The organism is Variovorax sp. LjRoot84 (genome assembly GCF_964254305.1).
GTDB lineage: Bacteria > Pseudomonadota > Gammaproteobacteria > Burkholderiales > Burkholderiaceae_C > Variovorax.
This window is the reverse complement of record NZ_CAXUTE020000002.1, coordinates 660,232-679,191: the sequence shown is the minus strand read 5'-3', so window position 1 is coordinate 679,191 and position 18,960 is coordinate 660,232. Positions and strand designations below refer to the sequence as shown.

Sequence of the window (18,960 nt, the reverse complement as noted above, 5' to 3'; positions counted from 1 at the left end):
CGCAATAGCGCGATGAAGCTCAGCGCAGCCGCACATCCCAACGAAGAAGGGCCGAAAGCCTGAATCGTCTCGCCCTACAAGCTGAAGGAATCGTGCATTGGGGGTTACGGGGATTCGTGACCGTCGCAGTTTCTTTTAAATAGGAGGTTGAGATGGAAAAATCCGAATATGCTGAGCGGATGAAATTCGAGCATGAGTTAATAAATCGACGCCTTTCGTGGCTGCTCTCCTCGCAGACGATTTTATTTGCCGCCTACGGCATTGCTTTGGATGAGCGAGGGGAACGAATGTTTCTAACAATCGTGGCTACCACAGGAGAAGGGATTGCTGTCCTTAGCGCTATCGGAATAGCTGCAGCGTTCGCAGCTAAGTACTGCACGTGGCAGGACTTTAAGAACTCAGGAAATCCTACCGAAGAGTTTTGGGTGAGGACTTGGATAACTTACACAGCCTTTGCCCCAGAAATTGCGCTCCCAGTGATATTTGCGATTGTTTGGGGGGTTCTTCTATTATGCAACGCAACCTTAACTTGGGACAAAAAGCGTTGAGAAATATCGATCGTGACACATTCTAGGAGAGATGATGTCATCCATTGAGATCATCATGACCTTAATCACTGCAGCCGGAGGCAGCGCCGTAATCGTTGCTGGCCTGGCCGCTTTGCTAGGTAAAGTGTGGATCGACCGGATCGTGCAGACTCAGAAGTTGCTCCAAGAAATCGACATAGACCTTAGGACAAAACGAATTGGCGTCTACGAAGAACTATGGAAGTCAACGGCCATCCTGCCCAAATGGCCCAAGGCAACGGATGTAACATATGAGCAATTGCTTCTGTTCAGCGAGGGACTGCGCAAGTGGTACTTCGAGAAGGGCGGAATGTATTTATCCCGGTCGACTCACAAGCGCGCATACGGTCCCCTGCAAGACGCTCTCGCGGAAGTGCTTCGGATTCACAAGACCGGTCCTGTCTCGGTCGAAGACTACGAGACCATACGAAGCCGCTGCAGCGCGCTACGCACTGCGCTCGCCAGCGATATCGAATCCCGAAGAGAGGGGCCGGAATGAACTGTGCGGGTTCTGTCGCGACGAGCGCAACGAGAAGCAACTCGCGCGTCAATGCCTGCGATAGAGTGGGCGACGTGAAGTCTGTGCGCGGCGGCCAGGCGTTGTACCCCGTGCCGGCGGAGAACTTCACCACGCACTCATCGCTTGGTCGCGGTAGCGCCATGCCACGCGGCACCCTACGACGCATCGCGACGCGCCTTGGATTTTCCCGAGGTCATCTTGCGTTCGCCGTCGGCCCTTTTCATGGCCGCGACGGCGCCGGCCAGCAGCGCCCGGGTGGCATCGTGCGAGCTCCTCTCCTCGGCGAGCCGCTGCTGCAGGTCCTCCAGGTGGCGCTGCAGCGCGTCCAGGCGCTGCGCGAGTGCCGCACCTTGCGCCTCGGACCGCGCGAGGGCGATACGCTCGGCGGCGAGCTGATCGCGGAGCGACCGTTCAGCCTCCTGTCCTGCCTGCTGCGCCGTGCGCAGCGCCTGACGCTCGGCTTGAAGGGCCTGTGCCGCAGCTTCCTCGCTCCGGACCCGATGCTGCTGCTCGCGCGCAAGCTCCGCCTCCATCGACTTCGTCGCCTGGCGCGCGCGGTCGACTTCGGCGAGCATGCGTCGGTCCTGCGCGGCGTGGCGCGCCTCGGCGTCGCGCAGATCCTGCTCACGCGCGGCCAATACTGCGGCGTGCTCCTGCCGCAGTAGTTCCTTGCTTGCGCTGGTTTGCAGCAGCAGGGTGTTGAGCCTGGCGATTTCGTGGTCGGTCGAGACGCGAAGGCGCTGTACCTCGGCCGCCTGCTCCGCCAGCTGACGCTCCAACGCCTCGCGCGCCTGTTGCGACGAGGCCAGGGCGGTGTCAAGGCTGGCGCGTGCCTGCTCGAAAGCGGCCTCTCTTTGCGCGAGCTCGGCCTGGCCACTGCGCAGCGACTCTTCGCTCTCACGCAGTTCAGCACGGGCCCCGTCCATTTCTTGCCGCTGCACCTGTTCAGCTTCGCGCCGCGCCGTCTCCCACAAGAGCCGCGTCGCGTTGCGCACGCTCACCGGCACCCCGTCCGCGTCGTTGCCCGCTGAGAGGTTCGCCGAAGGGGCGGCGCCGCCGGCGATGCGCTGCCCCAAGGAGACGAACCATCGCTCGAGCATCGGGCTCACGGTGTTGGGCGAGCCGCGCCCGATTTTCTGGCGCACACGCTCGATCGTGGGCCGCAGGCCCTCATGCAGCAGCGCATCTGCCGCCCCCCAGACGTCGTCTTCCTGGATGCCTCTGGAGAATGTTTGTCGAATTTCAGCCATTTGACCCTCGTACTTTTGCAAAACGACCGCCCTGCCCCGTCCAATATTTACCATCGATAAGAGAATGTTATCGGGACTTATTGATGTATGATGTAGCGAATCATATGTCGTATGTAAGATAATCACCATGAAAACAGCCGCAACGCACCCGCTGGCCAACTTGGCCGAGCGCAGCTTGGCGCTGGATCCGGCGCGCCTCGCGCAGACGACCGAGGACGCGGCGCGCGCGCTGCTGCGCGAAGGTGAATCGGCCAATACCCGTGCGTCTTACGCCTCGGCGATGCGCTACTGGTGCGCCTGGTACGCCGCGCGCTACGGTCATGCGCTGCGCCTGGCGGTTCCAGTCCCCGTGGTCATCCAGTTCATCGTCGACCACGCCGCACGCTCGGCCGCAGCCGAAGGCGCGGCGTCCCAAGCCAGCCTGGTCACCGAGTTGCCCGCCGACATCGACCAGGCCCTGGTCGCCAACCGCTACAAGGCGCGCCTTGGTGCGCCCGCGCTCAACACGCTGGTGCACCGCATCGCGGTGCTGTCCAAGGCGCACCAGCTGGCCAAGGCGCCAAACCCCTGCGCCGACCCGCTGGTGCGCGAGCTGCTCGGCCGCACGCGCCGTGCCTACGCCAAGCGCGGCGCGCGGCCGCGCAAGCAGCGCGCGCTCACCAAGGATCCATTGCAGGCCGTGCTCGCGACCTGCGACGACTCATTGCGTGGCAAACGCGATCGCGCCCTGCTGCTCTTTGCATGGGCAAGCGGTGGGCGGCGCCGCTCGGAGGTCGCCGCGGCCACCCTCGAAAACCTCCAGCGCGTCGACGCAAAGTCATATCTCTATACGCTCGCGCATTCCAAGACCAACCAGGCCGGCGCTGAGCGACCCGAGGACGTCAAGCCGCTGGTGGGCAGTGCGGCTCTCGCCATGCAGGAGTGGCTCGCCGTGCTGACGGGAAAAGGGATCAAGGAAGGCGCCCTCTTCCGGCGCATCCGCAAGGGCGGACATCTGGGCGAGGCGCTGGCGCCAGCCGCGGTGCGCGACATCGTGAAGGAGCGGTGTGCGATGGCGGGGGTCGAGGGGGGTTTTAGCGCGCACTCGCTCAGGGCTGGGTTCGTGACGGAGGCCGGTCGGCAGAACATGTCGCTGCCCGAGACCATGGCGATGACGGGGCACCAGAGCGTCGCCACGGTGATGGGATATTTCCGCAGCGAGAGCGCGCTTGGCAGCAAGGTCAGCCGGATGCTCGACGGAGATGAACTGCCAGCGAAACCATAAGATCGCCGGCTGTGCTACGACTCTGTGGACTCGGCACCGGCGCGGGCGGTAATCAAGTCGATCGGCTTGCGGCCATCCGAGCCAATCACCGTTGCCAGAAACCAAGCCTGCAATCCAGAAGCAGGCAAGAAATCGTCACACGAGGTTTGAGGCCCCATCGACCTTCGATGCGCCTTTATCGAAGGTCCACAACGGCGATTCGCCCGCCAACGCAGCCAGCGCCACATGAAGGCAATCGGCGAAATCCGCTGCGCCCTTTGAATACGCGGAAAGCGCGTGCTCCAAGGCTCCCTCCGAAGCGAAGCAAAGCTCGGTCGTCGAGAGAAGCTGCGAAAAGATCTCCATCATCTCGGCCTTGCCGAAACCGAAGGCCGAACGAAGGACCCATTCGAGCTCGATGGACACCGTCACAGGGACGTAGAGCGTTTGCCCCTCATCGATGCACTTCTGGAACAGGCGCCGTGCGGCCAACAATTGCTTGGCATCGTCCCTGACGATATAGCGGGCGAGGACATTGGTGTCGAGCGCCGCCATCAGCGCCAGGGATTCATTTCTGCGATCGAGACGTGCTTTCCTCTGGGCGGCTTGAAGGCTCCAGCCAGGTCGAGGATCGACCTGGTTTTGGCCCGAACGACGACGCGGAGAGTTTCAAAATCCCGACGGGTTCGACGAAAGGAACTGTGGCCATCCGCGGATCGAGGTCGGCGGCGAATTCGCCCTCTGTCTGGCCTTGGCGGCGGTCGACCCCACCGCGGCGAGCGCGTCGCCGACAAGGTAGCGCTGGAAGCCATCGGCAGCCATCGAGCAGGCCAGGCCGCTGTCGTCGCCGGTGCTCGTTCAGGGCGGGGCGGGCAGCGGAAAGGAGCTGGCGGCGAATGCTGTACACGCCATGTCGCCGCGCGCGCGAAGGCCGTTCGTATCCCCATTCCGGAGTCGCTGATTGATGCGGAGCTCTTCGGCTACGACGGCGGCGTTCACCGGCGCCCGGACGCGCGGCAAGCCAGGCAAGTTCGAGATGGCGAGCGGTGGCACGCTGTTCCTCGACGAGATCGGCGACATGCCGCTCAACCTGCAGGGCAGCCTCCTGCGCCGTACAGAACCAGGAGATCGTGCGGGTGGGCGGCGTCTCGCCGATCCCGATCGACACGCGCGTCGTCTGCGCCACCCACCGCGACCTGCAGACGCGTGGAGGCCGGCCAGTTCAGGGGCGACCTGTCCTACCGGCTCAATGTGGTCGGCGTGCGCATGCCGGCGCTGCGCGAGCGCGACGACCGGGCGTGGCTGGCCGAGCGGCTGCACGAGCGCACAGCGCGGCGCCGGAGAACTTCGCGGCCTACCTGCGTCAGTACGTGCAGCTCACCACCCATGCCGCGTACCTGGATGCGCTGGGCGGCAGCAGGATCGCTGGCATCGCCGCCTCGGAAACGAACCTGACATAGGCTGCTACGCAAAAGGGGCTGGTCCGCTTCCGCCAGTGTGAATGTCCCCTTTGCAGGGACAGACAGCCCACGTCTTTGAAGTGACCATTCCTGGCTAGGAGGTACGTTGATGGAATGGCTGCTCCCGTACAAGTTGGAAACTGACGAAGCCCAGATCAGTGGGCATCAGAAGGCGTGTCCCCAGACCGTTGAATCAGAACCTGAGGGACATGCGCTGCATCGGACAGGACAAGGCGCCGGCCCGTGGGCGCGCGTTTACGCGGCAATGGCCCCCTTCTGGAGGAGCTCGCAATGCAGCAGGTCGTGATCATCGGCGCCGGCCACGCCGGCTTCCAATGCGCCGCGTCCCTGCGGCAGGAAGGCTTCGGAGGAAACATCGTGCTGATCGGCGACGAGGATTGCCTGCCCTATCAGCGTCCTCCGCTCTCCAAGGCCGCCTTTTGGTAGCTACGTCGCAAATGAAGAGGTGCAGAGAGGTCTGCGCAGCGCGGCCGTTGCGCAAGCCCGGCGCTATGGCTACGCGACCGAATTCATGGCAAAGTGACCGTCCAGCATTGCGAAGGTCTGACGCACATGGTCTGGGTGAAAGCATCACGATACGAGCCTCGCTCGACCTGGGCGAGTCCATCAGCGGCGTGTTCGAAGGCATCGATGAGGACGGCGCCCTGTTGCTGCGCCTTGGTGACGGGAGCGTCAGACATCTGGTCGTCGGTGACGTGTTCTTCAGTGCATCGACTTCCGATCCACGCAACGCAAAGGAGACACCATGACAATCCGTATTGGGCGATGGCTCGGCCGCAACGGGGGCGGACTCGAGATTCTTTCCATCGGTCCAGGTGCCCACTTCACCGGCCGCTACCAGACCAAGGTGGGGAAGCCTAGCCCCGAAGCGTGGTTCGACGCGCACGGAATGACAGACGGCGCTCTCATCGGATTCACGGTGCTCTGGAAGAATCAATCGGAGCAGCATGCCTCGCTAGCAAGCTTTGCCGGTCGCTACCTGGCCCAGGGTGAGCAGGATGGCTTCGGCGACTCATCGAGAGAGCGGATCGAGGCCCAATGGCATCTTGCCCGCCTCTACGGCGACGATGATCCCAGCAAGCCGCACGCGATGTGGGAGACCTTTCTCACCAACTCTGCGGTCTGGTACTGGACGCCTTGAACGGTCAGCGCAGTGTGAGTCCGGCGTGAACAAGCAACTGGCGGAAAACCTCCAATCGCGCCTTTCCGGTCTCTGCAAGCTTGTGGCACACGTGCATGTGTGCAGCCATGTCGCTGTGTCCGCACAGTGCGTCCTTGCACTCCCGCTCCGACATCTCCAAGTGGACACCCGTTAGGATCGCGCTCCCGTTGCCCACACGTGAGCTCACGATGGCGGGCGGAGCGCCCTCGATGCCCGTGTATACGGCCAGGATCTGCGCTACATCGCTCGTCGCGTCGCCGAGATCGAAGCGACAGCCGCCGTGGTAGTGCGCGTAAAGCGTCACTGGGGCGGCAGTCAGTCGATCTGTCGTCCGAATTTCAGCCGCTGCAGCGCTCCTCGGCGTTGCGTCGTAGGAGACACCCCCGGTGAGTTGGGGCAGCGAGCCCACTGCGACGGCATCCACGAACCTCAGTTCGCGTGCGCCGCAGATCGCGCCATCGGTTCCGGCATGGAACGCGAGTTCCCTGCAGGCGTAGTACGCGCCTGCGCAAATGCCCAGATAGCGGCCACCTTCCTCGACGAACCGCCGAATGCGCTGGTTGGGGGCACCGTTCAACGCTTCGCAAAAAGGAAGGTCAGCACCGCCCGGCATGACAAACAGAACGGTGTCATCGAAGAGCGCCGCGTCATCCTTGATGTCGCCGGCCATGACCGCTCGGATCTCGTAGGCAGCGGGAAGAAGCTGCTGTGCGATCGCTCTCATCACGCGTGACGTCCCGTCGAAAGTTCCGGCGTCGATATAGGTCAGGATCTTCGGTTTCGGCATGCTGGTTCTCCAGATCGTTTCGATTGCGTGCTGGCAGATCGAGTTCACCTTTGGGCTCACGACCAGAGATCCTGGGTGCCGCACAAGCCCCGAAGCGTCAGCCCGGCGACACCGACACGCGGTCGCGGTACATCTCGCGCATGCGTGTTTTCAGGAATTTACCGGTCGCGGTCTTGGGAATCGCATCGACCCACTCAAAGTCATCCGGCAGCTGGAAGCGCGCGAGTTTGGGCCTCAGAAATTCGCGCAGCACCGCCGCATCGACCTCCGCTCCCGGGCGCTTCACGACCACCACCAGCGGACGCTCGCCCCACTTCGGATGCTGAATCGCCACCACCGCAGCTTCGGCCACGGCGGGATGGCCCATCACAAGATTTTCGAGGTCGACCGAACTGATCCATTCGCCGCCCGACTTTATGAGGTCCTTGCTGCGATCAACCAGGTGCATGTAGCCATGAGCATCGATGGTGCCCACGTCGCCGGTGCGCAGCCAGCCGTCGGCGGTGAACTTGCCAGGGTCATTGGGCGTCGCGTGGTAGCTGCCCGTGATCCAGGGCCCGCGCACTTGCACCTCGCCGGCGGCCTTGCCGTCCCATGGCTGCTCGCCATCGACCTCATCGACGATGCGCATCTCGACCATGGGCGCAGCCACACCCTGCATCGCGCGGATGGCGTGTTGCTTCTCCTCCGGCAGCAAGGCATGCTCCGGCTTCATGATCGGGAAGCTGCCCATCGGCGAGGTCTCGGTCATGCCCCAACCTTGCACGATGTGCATGTCGTATCGCTCAAAGTTGGCGATCATCGACTGCGGCACCGCCGCGCCGCCGATCAGCATGCGCATGCCCTTGACCAGGTTGCGCTGACGGGTTGGCTGATCGAGCGCCTGGTAAATCATCATCCAGATGGTCGGCACGCCAAGGGCCATGGTGGCCTGCCCTTCTTCCATCAGGTCGAGCAGGTCTTCACCGCCAAGGTGTGGGCCGGGCAGGATCTGGTTCGCACCGACCATCATGGCCGAGAAGGGCACGGCCCATGCGTTGGCGTGGAACATAGGCGTGACCATCATCACCCGGTCGCGCGCCGACAGCGAGAACAGGTCGGGAATGCAGCCGGTGATGGCGTGGAGCACCATCGAGCGGTGCGAATACACCACGCCTTTGGGCCGCCCGGTGGTGCCGGAGGTGTAGCACATGCCGACGGCTTCGTTCTCGTCCTGCTCCGGATACTGGTAGCCGGCGGCGTCGCCAGCGATGAAGTCGTCGTAGCTCTCCGCGCCCTCGGCCAGCGGCGTGCCGCCAAAGGGCACGACGATGACGCGCGGCGGATCCTTCAGCAAAGGCCGGACACGCTCCCAAATCGGCAACAACACGTCGTCGATGACGAGCACGCGATCGCCGGCGTCTTCCATGATGTAGGCGATGTCCTCGGGGGACAGCCGCAGGTTGAGCGTGTGTAGCACGGCGCCGGCTGCCGGGATGCCAAAGTAGCACTCCAGGTGCCAGGCATGGTTCCAGCTCATCGTGGCGACAGCCTCGCCCCTCGCGATCCCGGCCTTGTCCCGCAAGGCCTGTGCGAGCTGACGGGCACGCCGGTAGATCTCCGCATAGCTGCGTCGGTAGGTGGACTTGTCGGGCAAGCGGCCGAGCACACTCTGGTCGCCGAAATAAGTGCCCGCGCGCTCGAGGATCAGATTGGTGCTGAGCTGCACCGGCATCATGGTCGATTTCATACTGCTCTTGCCCCTTCTTGACTCGATCTCTGATCTACTTTGAGCTACTCTCAATTATGAATTTCCAAATGCACGAGCAATCATAGGGAAAACGACATTGGCGTGAAATTGAGCTTCACTCAAAATATCAAGCTCGATCCAAACATGGGGTGTCGATGCGTATCGATCTGCAGTTCAAAGGACGTCATGTCATTGTCTTCGGGGGTACCACCGGGATCAACTTCGGCATTGCCGACGCCTTTGCCCGGCAGGGCGCGGATGTGAGCGTGGTGAGCCGCCGGCGCGAGAACGTCGACAATGCCGTCGCCGCATTGACCGGGCACGGGCATCGCGTGGCGGGCTTTTGCGCTGATGTGCGCGATTTCGAGGCGGTCGGACAAGCCATGGCCGAAGCGGTCGCGAAGTTCGGCGCTGTCGATGTGATGGTGTCGGGTGCCGCAGGCAATTTCTTCGCCCAGGCGCGACATATGTCAGCCAACGGATTCAAGGCCGTCGTCGACATCGATCTGCTCGGCACCTTTCACGTCATGCGCCAGGCTTACGAGCACCTGCGCAAGCCCGGCGCCTCGGTCATCAACATCACGGCGCCCCAGTCGACGATCCCGATGCGCTATCAGTCCCACGCTTGTGCCGCGAAGGCCGGGGTCGATCAGCTGACCCGCGTGCTCGCGCTCGAGTGGGGCCTAGACGGCATTCGGATCAACGCCATCTCGCCGGGCCCGATCGATGGCACCGAAGGCGTCAGGCGCCTCATGGCGCAAAGCGACGAGGAACTCGCGCAGGCCACGAGCATGGTTCCGCTGAAGCGGCTCGGAACGCTGGACGACATCGCCAACCTGACGCTGTTCCTCGCTTCACCCTACGCCAGCTACATCTCGGGCGCCGTGATCCCCTGCGATGGCGGCGGCGCATTGGAAAGCGTCAAGCCCGTTCTCGAGGCCACGGGCCGGCTGGCCGAGGCCCAGGCAAGGAAGGTGTGATGGAGCGCGCGAGCGACTACACGCTGGCCGACGTATTGCGCCGCAACGCCACGGTCCATGGCGAAGGCATCGCGTTTCGCGGGCAGGACGGCGCGGTCACACACCAGGCGCATTGGCGGCGCGTTCAGCATTTGGCCACCGGTTTGCAGCGGCTCGGGATCGCGCAAGGCGATCGCGTCGCCATCCTGTCGAAGAATCGCATCGAGTACGTGGAGTTGCTCGGCGCAGCCGCGCAACTGGGCGCCATCATGTCCGCGATCAACTGGCGCCTGTCCGCCGCCGAAGTGCTGGCCGTGCTGGAGAACGACACGCCGAAGGCGGTTCTGGTCGAGGATGAATTCTGGCCCTTGCTCGATCTCGCCCTTGCGCGTACCGGCCCGGATCTGGAACCGATCACCGTCGGAATTCGCCGCGAGGGCTTCCAATGCCTCGACGATCTGTACATCGACGACGGCCCTCCCCCATCGACGCCCCTATCTGCCGACGCCCCGCTGCTGCTGATCCATACCGCCTGGACCGACGGCCGCCCCAAAGCGGCCACGCTCTCGCACGCCAACCTGATTTCTAACGCCATCCAACTGCAAGGCGCATGGAAGCTCGGAGCTGACGACGTTCATCTGTGCTGCCTGCCCTTGTTCCATTCGACGTCCATCTCTCTGACGCTCGCCGTCCAGTTGGCCGGCGGCGCCTGCGTGCTGACGCGCCAGTACGAACCGCAGGAAGCGGCTTCGCTCGTGGAGCTCCACCGGGCCACCGTGCTCGGCGAGTTCGCGCCCATGCTCGACGGCCTGCTCTCCGCGTGCGATGACGCGCCTTCGCGGCTGCGCAGCCTCCGGCATGTGTGCGGCCTCGACTCGCCCGAGACGATTCGCCGCTTCGAAGCCGCCTGCCCTGACGCCACCTTCTGGGCCGGCTACGGGCAAACCGAGGTGTCGGGGCTGGCGACACTCGGGCGTTTCCGCGATGCGCCCGGTGCCGCCGGATTTCCGTTGGCACTGTGCGCGATTGGCATCGAAGGCGACGACGGCCGGCTTGTGCCGGACGGCGAGGCTGGCGAAATCGTCGTGCGCGGGCCGTCGGCCTGCCTGGGCTACTGGCAGCGTCCGGAGGACAACGCGCGTCTGCTGCGCGGCGGCTGGCTGCACACGGGCGACAGCGGTCGCATCGACGCGAACGGCCGCCTCTGGTATACGGGCCGGCTGGCCGCCAAGGAACTGATCAAGACGGGGGGCGAGAACGTCTACCCCTCCGAAGTCGAGGCCGTGATCCGCCAGCACGCCGGCATTGCAGAGGTCGCTGTGATCGGCGTGCCGGATGCCCAGTGGGGCGAGTCGATCAAGGCGATCTGCGTGCCGGCGCGCACACCGCCACCCGCGCAAGAAGAAGTCGCCGATTTCGTCGCCAGCCGCATCGCGCGCTACAAGCGGCCCCGCTTCGTGGTGTTCGCGGATTCGCTGCCGAAAAGGCCGGACGGATCGGCGGATCGCGAACAGATTCGCAAGCTTCACGGGTAGCACCCCCGGCCCGCGCAGACCCCTCACGCGGACCGGTGATCGGCTCAACGCCCGTTGAACCGCGGCCGCTGCTTCTGCAGGAAGGCCGCGACCGCGCCGGTGAAGTCTTCCGTGCGCGCATTGGCGACGAACTCCGCCTGCTCCAGATCGAGCTGCGTGGGCAGGTCGTTTTCGAAGGAAGCGCGGATGAGCCGCTTCATGCGACCGATGGCCAATGTCGGGCCGGCGGCCAGGCGCTGCGCCACCGCGTCCACGCCGGCGTCGAGCTCCGCCAGCGGCACCACCTTGTTGACAAGGCCATAGCGCCAGGCCTCGGTCGCATCGAAGCTTTCGCCGAGCAGCGCGATCGCCATCGCATTGCGCATCCCGGCGACGCGCGGCAGCGACCATGAGGCCGACCCGTCGCAGGTGGCGCCGATGTTTACGTAGGCCAGGTTGAATTTCGTGCCCTCGGCGGCGATCGCCAGGTCGCACGCCATGGCCAGGCTCAGGCTGCCGCCGGCGACCACGCCATGCAGGCGGGCGATGAAGGGCACGTCGAGCATGGCCATCAGCTTGACCGCCTCGTGCACCGGCCCGATGAGGCCCGGCACCGCCGAGGCCGCATCGTCACCGGCGAGCTCGTTGAGGTCACCGCCGACGCCGAAGACATCGCCCTCCCCGCTGAGCACGACGGCGCGGATGTCCGGGGACGCCGCGATCGCCTGGCAGCACGCGAGGAAGGCGCGGGCCGTAGGCACGTCCACCGCATTGAGTTGCGCGGGGCGGTTGAAGCGCAGGCGGGCGACGGCGCCCTCGCGCTGCAGGATGACGGGTTCGCTCATGAAAGATCCCTTGAAAGAAGGCCAATGCGCATCAACCGAGCCACCGTTTTCGGCGACGATAGTGCTTGGTCGCGCGATAGTTCTTGCGCTCGCCCGCGACGCTGACCCCGAGATAGAACTCCTGGATGTCCTCGTTCGCGCGCAGCTGTTCGGCCGGCGCTTCGAGCACCACGCGACCGCCTTCCATGACGTAGCCATGGTCGGCCAGTCCCAAGGCAGCCTGCGCGTTCTGCTCGACGATGAGCAGCGACAGCCCCTGGGTCTTGAGCTTGGCGAGCAGCGCGAAGATCTCCTCGATCATCTTCGGCGCCAGACCCAGCGAGGGCTCGTCGATCAGCATCAGCCGCGGCTTACCCATCAGCGCGCGCCCAATCAAGAGCTGCTGCTGCTCGCCGCCCGAAAGGTAGCCGGAGGTGCGGTCGCGAAGTTCGGCGAGCCGGGGGATCGTCTCGTAGACGAATTCCAGTCGCTCGCGCACGCTCGCCATACCGGGCAGCAGGTGGCCACCGATGACCAGGTTCTGTTCCACGTTCAGGTGGCGCAGCACCTTGCGCCCCTCGACGACGTGAATCAGTCCGCGCGCCACCGTGTCCAGCGCAGCCAGGCCGGTGATGGCCTGGCCGCCGAAGCGGATGCTGCCGGCCGACACCGCGCCGTCGTCGATCGACAGGATGCCCGAGATGGCCTTGAGCGTCGTGCTCTTGCCGGCGCCGTTCGGCCCCAGCAGGACCGTGCAGCGGCCCTCCTCCACGCGCAGGTTCACGCCCTTGAGCGCGAGAATCACCTTGGCGTAGAGCACCTCGAGGTTCTCGATCGCCAGCAGTTCGCTCCGCGCAGCCTCCTGCGCCACGGTCGCCGCGGGCCGCTCCATAACCGCCGCGTCCATGTCGTTCACCAGAGGTCCATCTTCGGGACCGAATAGCCCAGCACTGCCGGCATCAGCTTGCCGTCCTTGACGACGCCGATGTTCACCTTCGGGTTCTGCACCGGGAACGGCGCGGAAATGTCGTACTTGATATCGCTCGAGTACCCGAACAGGCTGGCGCTCGTGAAGGTGGTCTCCAGCAACGTCTTGTGGATCAGCTCGCCGGTCAGCTTGTCGGGCCCGTACTTCTTCGCGCCCGCCTCGACCGCTCGCACCAGCAGCAGCGCTTGCGCGATGCCGCCGATCGTGATGCCGTTCCACGGTGCCTTGAGGCCGTACTTCGTCGCCAGCATGTCGTAGAAGCGCTTGACTTCGGTGTCGTCGTCCGTGGCCAGGGCGCCGCCCTGGGTCTCGTAGTCCCCTTCCATCGAGCCGATGCCGCCCATCGGCTTGGCGATGAAGCCCGGCGCGTTGTGCATCGCGAAGGCCACCGGCACCTTCTTGTTGAGCGCCTGCAGCGCGCGCTTGATGGCGATCGCCTGCTGGATCGATGCCGGTGCGAGGATGACTTCGGCGCCCGAATTGGTCACGCGCCGCATCTGCAGCGTCAGGTCGGCCGGCTGCGCTTCGGCGAACACCACCTCGACCAACTCGACCACCTTCGGATTCGCCTTCGCGAACGCGGTCACGCCCTTGGCCACATCGACATAGCTCGGCGACGACTCGGAGGTGACCAATGCCACCTTGATCGGGCGCTTGCCTTCCGCCTTGGTCTTCTGGTACCAGTCGATGAAGCCCACGAACTCATGCACGAAGGTGGGCCTCAGCGACAGAATCCACTGGTTGGGCCGCCACGCGAAGCCGTTGCTGGCCGAGGCGCTGAACATCACCACCTTGTCATTGGGCAGACGCTGCTGCAGCGCCGCGGTGTCGGGCCCCCCGAGCGCGAAGCCGACCAACGGCTTCTCGGCCAGGATGCCGGGCCACAGGCTTGCCGTCTGCGCGGTTTCGAAGCGCGTGTCGTAGGCCTTCATCTGCAGCTTGATGCCCTGCTTGGCGCCGACTTCCGCGTTCCACCAGTTGATGACCGCCTCGCGGCCGCCGCCGATAGAAGGCATGACGGTCGAGAACGGCCCTGAAAAGTCGGACAGCGAGGGCACGACGTAGGTCGTCTGCGCATGGGCCGTGCGCGGTGCGATCGAGCAGGCCAGCGCGGCCGTGGCGAGCGCCGCAGCGTATCGGATGGATGCGGTGAGTCTCATGATGTGTCTCCGGTGTAGTGGGCTAACAGGGGCGCCGTCGCGCAGGGAAAAATCCGCCGTCAATAAGGGAAAGGCCAACGCCGCCAGGCCTGCTTCGCCGTGTTCACGCGGTGCATCAGCCCCTTGGGCTCGAACAGCAGGAACAGGATCACCACCGTTCCGAGCAGTACGTTCATGCTGGCGAAGACGATGTCCTGCCCGACGATCGGGAAGGTCTGCGACAGCGACGAGCCGAGGTTCGCGACGCCTTCGCGCGCCAACTGGATCAGCACGGTGCCGATCAACGCGCCGACGATGGAGCCGAGGCCGCCGACGATCATCATGGAGATCAGCCAGATCGAGCTGAACAGCGTGAACTGCTCGACCGACACGTGCCTCAGCGCGATTGCCCACAGCCCGCCCGCGATGCCGGCATAGAACGCGCCGACGAGGAAGGCGCGCATCTTCGTCATCATGACGTTGATGCCCATCATCCCGGCCGCGACATCGTCGTCGCGCACGGCCTCGAAAGCGCGGCCGTGGCGGGAGCGCACGATGCCGAAGGCACCGAAGGTCATGATCACCAGCACGATCAGCGCGAAGTAGTAGATCGCCGTGTCGTTGGCCAGATTGATGCCGAAGGCCGTCGCGCCCTCCAGGTGCACGCCGCCCGGCCCGCCGAACCAGTTACGCGGCAGGTTGAGCGCGAAGAAATGGAACAGCGCCTGCGCGGCGATGGTCGTCAAGGCCAGGTAGAAGCCCTTGATGCGCGCCGCGGAGAGTCCGAACAGCGAACCGAAGATGGCCGCCGCCACGCCGCCGAAGACGAGCGCCAGCGGCACCGGAAAGGACCAGTGCGCCACTGCGACCGCGCAGGCATAGGCGCCAACGCCCATGAAGGCCGACTGCCCGATGTTGATCTGCCCGGCATAGCCGGTGCAGATCTGCAGGCCGATTACCGCCACCGCGGTGATGAAGATCGTGTAGCCCATGCTGATCCAACGCTCGGGCGCCACCCAGGGCAGCACCACCAGGGCGAACACGAACAATGCAAGAGCCACCCACTGCGGGCGGGTGCGGATCAGCGAACGGTCGCCGCCGTAGCTTGTGAAGTAAACACCGGAGGCATCCATTTCAGACCCTTTCGATCGCGCGCCATCCGAACAGGCCGGTCGGCCGTACGAAAAGCATGAACAGCATGAAGACGTAGGGCACGATGGTCGATGCGGAGCCGCCGACCGCCGAGTCCACGTAGGCGCTCACCAGCGACTGCAGGATGCCCATCACCGCGCCCGCCAGCAGCAGGCCGAAGATCGACTCGAGGCCCGCGAACAGCGCCACCGGCAGCGCCGCCAGCCCGATCTCGGCGGACACCAGCGTCAGCGAGCGGCCGTTGAGGTAGACGATGGCGCCGAGCGTGGAGATCGCCGCGCCCATCATCCAGGCCAGCGTGGTGGCGCGCTTGACCGAGATGCCCAGCGAGATCGCGGTGGCCGGATCCTCGGCCACCGCCGTGAGCGTGAGACCGAAGCGCGAGCGGTTGAAAAACCACCACAGCCCCGCCGCCAGGACCACGGTCAGCACGGCGCCGATCGTGAGCGAGGTCGGCAGGATCAGGTCGCCGACGATGATGGGCGCTGCCGGCAGCAGCGCCGGGAACTGCCGGTCCATCGGCCCCCAGATCACGAGGATCAACCCGCGGATCAGGATCACGAGGCCGATCGTGACCATCACCATCGAGAACACCGACTCGCCGATCAGTCGCGAGAAGAAAAGGCGCTCGATGATGACGCCATAGGCCAGCGCGGCGACGAAGGCCAGCGGCAGCGCCACCACCGTCGGCAGCCCGCTGGCCATGGTGAGCGTCCACACGGTGAACGCGCCCACCAGCATCAGCTCGCCCTGCGCGAAGTTGAAGACCTTGCTGGCCCGGTAGATGACGACGAAGCCGAGCGCCAGCAGCGCATAGAGCTGCCCGATCAGCACGCCGTTGAGCACGTAGTTGAGAAATTCCATCATTGCACCTCTTGGGCCTCGAGGGCCGACAGCACCGGGGAAGGCGCCCGGACGGGGGTGGCTGGCTGCGCCGGCAGGCTGGCGGTGCCGAGCCGCATCGCGGCGCGCAGCGTGCCGCTGCGCCCGTCCTGATAGCGCACGGGGATCGCGACGTTGACCTGCGAAATCCCGGCGTACAGCGCCTCGATCACGTCGCGGTAGCGCTCCTCGATGAACTCGCGCTTGAGCTTGCGCGTGCGCGTCAGTTCGCCCTCGTCGGCATCGAGCTCCTTGGGGAGGTTCGCGAAGCGCAACACGCGGGCCGCCGGTTCCAGCTTGGCGTTGACGGCGCGGATCTCCGCGGCCACCTGCTCGACGATCTCCGGCCGCTGCGACAGGTCAGTGAAGGTCGTGAAGCCGATGTTGCGCTGCTCGGCCCAGCGGGAGAACACCACCTCGTCGATGTTGACCAGCGCGACCACGAAGTCGTGCTGCGGGCCACCGATGACCAGCACCTCCTTGATGTAGGGCGAGAAGCGCAAGCGCACCTCGATGAACTGCTTCGGGTACTTGGCCCCCGAGCGCAGCTCGCTCATGTGCTCGATGCGGTCGTAGTAGATCAGCTCCGAGGCGGGCGAGCGGCCCACCGCGTCACCCGTGCGGTACCAATCGCCGTCGAACTTCTCGGCCGTCTTCTCGGGTCGCTTCCAGTAGCCGGTGAAGCCCGCGCCGCCGCGCAGCTGCAGTTCGCCCGCGTCGGAGATACGCCATTGCAGCGCTTCGCCCCACTCGGTGGGTTCGGTCAGGGGCCGCCCGATCGTTTCGGGGTCGTACTGCGCGCCGGTGTGTGCCGACACGAGGCCGAACTCGCTGCAGGCGTAGATGTTCCGCAGCGCGATCCCCATGCCTGCGAACAGGCGCACCACGTCGGGCGACATCGCCGCACCGCCGGTGATCGCAACCTTGACGCGCTTGAGGCCCAGTTGGTCGCGCAGCCCACGCAGCACGCTCCATTCCGCGACGACGTTGGCCAGCCGCGCCATCGGCGTCGACTCGCGGCCTTCGATGCGCGCCAGGTTCACCTTTGTGCCGGCGGCCAGGGCCCAGTCGACCCACTTCCGCCGCAGCCACCCTGCATCGATCATGCGGCTGAACACGCCCGAGGCCAGGTTCTCCCACTGGCGCGGGCCGAGCACGATCACCTCGACGGCCAGCTCGCGGATCGCTTCCTGTACCTGGTCCGGCCGTTCGGCGAAGTTGACGCGCATCGGCAGCGACATGCCCAGCGTCACGCCGAACCACTGCTCAGGCACCCACGAGAGCGGGATGTACGACAGGTACTCGCTGTGGGGCCGGATCTCCAGCGCACGCCGCAACCGCTCTGCGCAGTCGAGCAGCGCGCGGTGCGTCGTGACCACGCCTTTGGGGTGGCCGGTCGTGCCCGAGGTGTAGGCGAGCAGCGCGATGTCGTCGGTCTGCCCACGCTCGATCTCCTGCTCGACCCGCTGCGGGAATTCGCGCGCCAGCGACCGGCCGCCTTCGATCACGGCGTCCAGGCTCTGCAGCGCCGGCTGCCGGTAGTCCCAAAGGCCGCCAGGCTCACAATAGAAGATCGTGCGCACCCGCGGGCAGTGCGCCAGTGCCGAGAGCGACTTGTCGACCTGCTCCTGGTCCTCGGCGAAGATGGCCACCACCTCCGCATCGTCCGCGACGTAGCGCAATTCATCCTCGGACGAGTCCGGGTACAGCGTCACGGTCTTCGCGCCGATCGCCATCGCGGCCCACTCGACCCAGTAGATCTCGGGACGGTTCTCGCCGATCACCATCACGGTCTGCCCGCGCTCGATGCCCAGCGCCAGCAGGCCGAACGCCGTGCTTTGCACTTTGTCGTAGATTCGGCGCCAGCTGTACTCCGTCCAGATGCCACGCTGCTTGTAGCGATGGCCGACGAGCTCGGCGCGCTCCCGGCTGTTGTACAGCAGCCATTGCGGCACGGTCTGCGGCTTCATGCCTTGGCTCCCAAGTAGGCGGAGATCACCGCCGGGTCGTTCTGCACCTCGGCGGGTGTGCCCTCGGCGATCTTGCGGCCGAAATTCAGCACCACCACGCGGTCGGCGATGTCCATCACCACGCCCATGTCGTGCTCGACGAGCACCACGGGAATCTTCTTGAATTCGCGCACGTCGAGGATGAAGCGCGCGAGATCTTCCTTCTCCTCGGCGTTCATGCCGGCCATCGGCTCGTCGAGCAACAGTACCTGCGGCTCGGTCGCCAGCGCGCGGCCAAGGTCGACGCGCTTGCGCATGCCGTAGCCGAGCGTGCCGACCGGCTGGTGGCGGATGTGCTCGATCTCGAGGAAGTCGATGATCTCCTCGGCCTTCTCGCGGTGGCGGACCTCTTCGCGGTGCGCGAACGGAAAATAGGCGAAGGCCTGCAGCAGGCTGCTGTTCATGTGCGCGAACCGGCCGACCATGATGTTGTCGATCACGCTCATGCGCCCGAGCAGGTGCGTGCCCTGGAAAGTGCGCGCCATGCCCGCCACCGCCACGCGGTGCACTGGCCAGCCGCCGATGTCGGCGCCCTTGTAGCGCACGCTGCCGATCTGCGGCCGGTAGAAGCCCGACAGCACGTTGAGGAAGGAACTCTTCCCGGCGCCGTTCGGACCGATCAGCGCCACAAGCTCGTCGGCGTGCACCTCGATCGAGAGCTTCTCGAGCGCGGTCACACCGCCGAAGCGCAGCGTGACGTCGCGCACGTCGATGACGTTGCCGGCCGCCTGCTGGGTGCTGTTCATCGCGCGTCG

At 65.1% G+C, this 18,960-nt stretch carries 20 protein-coding genes and 1 pseudogene; 10 read left to right on the top strand and 11 right to left on the bottom strand.

The annotated features are described in order from the left end of the window. Nucleotides 1-152 precede the first annotated feature (152 nt). Nucleotides 153-548, top strand: coding sequence for a hypothetical protein (locus ACSQ9I_RS34045; RefSeq protein ID WP_436316407.1), 396 nt, complete (start codon nucleotides 153-155; stop codon nucleotides 546-548). A 31-nt stretch (nucleotides 549-579) separates the two neighbouring features. After that, a complete protein-coding gene (locus ACSQ9I_RS34040; RefSeq protein ID WP_436316406.1) occupies nucleotides 580-1,065 on the top strand; it encodes a hypothetical protein in 486 nt (161 codons plus the stop codon). 176 nt (nucleotides 1,066-1,241) lie between these two features. Here the strand turns inward: ACSQ9I_RS34040 and ACSQ9I_RS34035 are convergent, their stop codons facing one another. Then, entirely contained in the window at nucleotides 1,242-2,336 is a 1,095-nt protein-coding gene (locus ACSQ9I_RS34035; RefSeq protein WP_436316405.1) for a DNA-binding protein, read from the bottom strand. 127 nt (nucleotides 2,337-2,463) lie between these two features. Here ACSQ9I_RS34035 and ACSQ9I_RS34030 point away from each other — a divergent pair, with 127 nt between their 5' ends. Next, nucleotides 2,464-3,600: a site-specific integrase gene (locus ACSQ9I_RS34030; RefSeq protein WP_436316404.1), complete on the top strand. Its 1,137-nt coding sequence runs from the start codon at nucleotides 2,464-2,466 to the stop codon at nucleotides 3,598-3,600. Between the two features lie 135 nt (nucleotides 3,601-3,735). Here ACSQ9I_RS34030 and ACSQ9I_RS34025 read toward each other — a convergent pair whose 3' ends face one another. Continuing rightward, a complete protein-coding gene (locus tag ACSQ9I_RS34025; protein WP_436316402.1) occupies nucleotides 3,736-4,134 on the bottom strand; it encodes a PIN domain-containing protein in 399 nt (132 codons plus the stop codon). Nucleotides 4,135-4,543: 409 nt separating this feature from the next. On the opposite strand from ACSQ9I_RS34025, the pseudogene ACSQ9I_RS34020 reads away from it, so the two are divergent. The 5 genes and pseudogenes from ACSQ9I_RS34020 to ACSQ9I_RS34000 all read left to right on the top strand — a co-directional run. Further along, nucleotides 4,544-4,724: pseudogene (locus tag ACSQ9I_RS34020) on the top strand (sigma 54-interacting transcriptional regulator); the annotation flags it as partial. A gap of 153 nt (nucleotides 4,725-4,877) precedes the next feature. Beyond that, nucleotides 4,878-5,039, top strand: a complete 162-nt coding sequence (locus ACSQ9I_RS34015) for a hypothetical protein (RefSeq protein ID WP_436317125.1) — start codon at nucleotides 4,878-4,880, stop codon at nucleotides 5,037-5,039. A gap of 291 nt (nucleotides 5,040-5,330) precedes the next feature. Continuing rightward, the gene (locus tag ACSQ9I_RS34010; RefSeq protein ID WP_436316401.1) at nucleotides 5,331-5,486 is read left to right on the top strand and encodes an FAD-dependent oxidoreductase; all 156 of its coding nucleotides are present in this window, start codon (nucleotides 5,331-5,333) and stop codon (nucleotides 5,484-5,486) included. 47 nt (nucleotides 5,487-5,533) lie between these two features. Continuing rightward, a complete protein-coding gene (locus ACSQ9I_RS34005; protein WP_436316400.1) occupies nucleotides 5,534-5,809 on the top strand; it encodes a hypothetical protein in 276 nt (91 codons plus the stop codon). Continuing rightward, entirely contained in the window at nucleotides 5,806-6,201 is a 396-nt protein-coding gene (locus ACSQ9I_RS34000; RefSeq protein WP_436316399.1) for an avidin/streptavidin family protein, read from the top strand. The genes ACSQ9I_RS34005 and ACSQ9I_RS34000 overlap by 4 nt, the downstream gene beginning before the upstream one ends. 4 nt (nucleotides 6,202-6,205) lie before the next feature. Here ACSQ9I_RS34000 and ACSQ9I_RS33995 read toward each other — a convergent pair whose 3' ends face one another. Then, on the bottom strand, nucleotides 6,206-7,009 hold the full coding sequence (locus ACSQ9I_RS33995; RefSeq protein ID WP_436317105.1) for a BPL-N domain-containing protein: 804 nt from the start codon (nucleotides 7,007-7,009) through the stop codon (nucleotides 6,206-6,208). 97 nt (nucleotides 7,010-7,106) lie between these two features. Further along, complete coding sequence (locus ACSQ9I_RS33990; protein WP_436316398.1) at nucleotides 7,107-8,738, bottom strand: long-chain fatty acid--CoA ligase; 1,632 nt, start codon at nucleotides 8,736-8,738, stop codon at nucleotides 7,107-7,109. Between the two features lie 155 nt (nucleotides 8,739-8,893). Between ACSQ9I_RS33990 and ACSQ9I_RS33985 the strand changes: the two genes are divergently transcribed. Further along, the gene (locus tag ACSQ9I_RS33985; protein WP_436316397.1) at nucleotides 8,894-9,718 is read left to right on the top strand and encodes an SDR family oxidoreductase; all 825 of its coding nucleotides are present in this window, start codon (nucleotides 8,894-8,896) and stop codon (nucleotides 9,716-9,718) included. Continuing rightward, a complete protein-coding gene (locus ACSQ9I_RS33980) occupies nucleotides 9,718-11,232 on the top strand; it encodes an AMP-binding protein (RefSeq protein WP_436316396.1) in 1,515 nt (504 codons plus the stop codon). The genes ACSQ9I_RS33985 and ACSQ9I_RS33980 overlap by 1 nt, the downstream gene beginning before the upstream one ends. A gap of 44 nt (nucleotides 11,233-11,276) precedes the next feature. Here the strand turns inward: ACSQ9I_RS33980 and ACSQ9I_RS33975 are convergent, their stop codons facing one another. From ACSQ9I_RS33975 to ACSQ9I_RS33945, 7 genes are read right to left on the bottom strand one after another with little or no spacing between them, the layout of a single operon-like run. Beyond that, complete coding sequence (locus ACSQ9I_RS33975; protein ID WP_436316395.1) at nucleotides 11,277-12,056, bottom strand: enoyl-CoA hydratase/isomerase family protein; 780 nt, start codon at nucleotides 12,054-12,056, stop codon at nucleotides 11,277-11,279. A 31-nt stretch (nucleotides 12,057-12,087) separates the two neighbouring features. Then, nucleotides 12,088-12,942 carry an ABC transporter ATP-binding protein gene (locus tag ACSQ9I_RS33970; protein ID WP_436316394.1) on the bottom strand — a complete coding sequence of 285 codons (855 nt, stop codon included), beginning with the start codon at nucleotides 12,940-12,942 and terminating at the stop codon, nucleotides 12,088-12,090. A gap of 5 nt (nucleotides 12,943-12,947) precedes the next feature. After that, a complete protein-coding gene (locus ACSQ9I_RS33965; RefSeq protein WP_436316393.1) occupies nucleotides 12,948-14,183 on the bottom strand; it encodes an ABC transporter substrate-binding protein in 1,236 nt (411 codons plus the stop codon). A gap of 59 nt (nucleotides 14,184-14,242) precedes the next feature. Then, complete coding sequence (locus tag ACSQ9I_RS33960; protein WP_436316392.1) at nucleotides 14,243-15,295, bottom strand: branched-chain amino acid ABC transporter permease; 1,053 nt, start codon at nucleotides 15,293-15,295, stop codon at nucleotides 14,243-14,245. A gap of 1 nt (nucleotide 15,296) precedes the next feature. Further along, the gene (locus ACSQ9I_RS33955) at nucleotides 15,297-16,181 is read right to left on the bottom strand and encodes a branched-chain amino acid ABC transporter permease (RefSeq protein ID WP_436316391.1); all 885 of its coding nucleotides are present in this window, start codon (nucleotides 16,179-16,181) and stop codon (nucleotides 15,297-15,299) included. Continuing rightward, nucleotides 16,178-18,166, bottom strand: a complete 1,989-nt coding sequence (locus tag ACSQ9I_RS33950; RefSeq protein ID WP_436316390.1) for an AMP-dependent synthetase/ligase — start codon at nucleotides 18,164-18,166, stop codon at nucleotides 16,178-16,180. The genes ACSQ9I_RS33955 and ACSQ9I_RS33950 overlap by 4 nt, the downstream gene beginning before the upstream one ends. Beyond that, nucleotides 18,163-18,951, bottom strand: a complete 789-nt coding sequence (locus tag ACSQ9I_RS33945; protein WP_436316389.1) for an ABC transporter ATP-binding protein — start codon at nucleotides 18,949-18,951, stop codon at nucleotides 18,163-18,165. The genes ACSQ9I_RS33950 and ACSQ9I_RS33945 overlap by 4 nt, the downstream gene beginning before the upstream one ends. Nucleotides 18,952-18,960: the final 9 nt, after the last annotated feature.

Bases quoted from the DNA above. Each gene is read 5' to 3' on its own strand.
- ACSQ9I_RS34045 (WP_436316407.1), top strand. From the start codon at position 153: ATGGAAAAATCCGAATATGCTGAGCGGATGAAATTCGAGCATGAGTTA.
- ACSQ9I_RS34040 (WP_436316406.1), top strand. From the start codon at position 580: ATGATGTCATCCATTGAGATCATCATGACCTTAATCACTGCAGCCGGA.
- ACSQ9I_RS34035 (WP_436316405.1), bottom strand. From the start codon at position 2,336: ATGGCTGAAATTCGACAAACATTCTCCAGAGGCATCCAGGAAGACGAC.
- ACSQ9I_RS34030 (WP_436316404.1), top strand. From the start codon at position 2,464: ATGAAAACAGCCGCAACGCACCCGCTGGCCAACTTGGCCGAGCGCAGC.
- ACSQ9I_RS34025 (WP_436316402.1), bottom strand. From the start codon at position 4,134: ATGGCGGCGCTCGACACCAATGTCCTCGCCCGCTATATCGTCAGGGAC.
- ACSQ9I_RS34010 (WP_436316401.1), top strand. From the start codon at position 5,331: ATGCAGCAGGTCGTGATCATCGGCGCCGGCCACGCCGGCTTCCAATGC.
- ACSQ9I_RS34000 (WP_436316399.1), top strand. From the start codon at position 5,806: ATGACAATCCGTATTGGGCGATGGCTCGGCCGCAACGGGGGCGGACTC.
- ACSQ9I_RS33995 (WP_436317105.1), bottom strand. From the start codon at position 7,009: ATGCCGAAACCGAAGATCCTGACCTATATCGACGCCGGAACTTTCGAC.
- ACSQ9I_RS33990 (WP_436316398.1), bottom strand. From the start codon at position 8,738: ATGAAATCGACCATGATGCCGGTGCAGCTCAGCACCAATCTGATCCTC.
- ACSQ9I_RS33985 (WP_436316397.1), top strand. From the start codon at position 8,894: ATGCGTATCGATCTGCAGTTCAAAGGACGTCATGTCATTGTCTTCGGG.
- ACSQ9I_RS33980 (WP_436316396.1), top strand. From the start codon at position 9,718: ATGGAGCGCGCGAGCGACTACACGCTGGCCGACGTATTGCGCCGCAAC.
- ACSQ9I_RS33975 (WP_436316395.1), bottom strand. From the start codon at position 12,056: ATGAGCGAACCCGTCATCCTGCAGCGCGAGGGCGCCGTCGCCCGCCTG.
- ACSQ9I_RS33970 (WP_436316394.1), bottom strand. From the start codon at position 12,942: ATGGACGCGGCGGTTATGGAGCGGCCCGCGGCGACCGTGGCGCAGGAG.
- ACSQ9I_RS33965 (WP_436316393.1), bottom strand. From the start codon at position 14,183: ATGAGACTCACCGCATCCATCCGATACGCTGCGGCGCTCGCCACGGCC.
- ACSQ9I_RS33960 (WP_436316392.1), bottom strand. From the start codon at position 15,295: ATGGATGCCTCCGGTGTTTACTTCACAAGCTACGGCGGCGACCGTTCG.
- ACSQ9I_RS33955 (WP_436316391.1), bottom strand. From the start codon at position 16,181: ATGATGGAATTTCTCAACTACGTGCTCAACGGCGTGCTGATCGGGCAG.
- ACSQ9I_RS33950 (WP_436316390.1), bottom strand. From the start codon at position 18,166: ATGAAGCCGCAGACCGTGCCGCAATGGCTGCTGTACAACAGCCGGGAG.
- ACSQ9I_RS33945 (WP_436316389.1), bottom strand. From the start codon at position 18,951: ATGAACAGCACCCAGCAGGCGGCCGGCAACGTCATCGACGTGCGCGAC.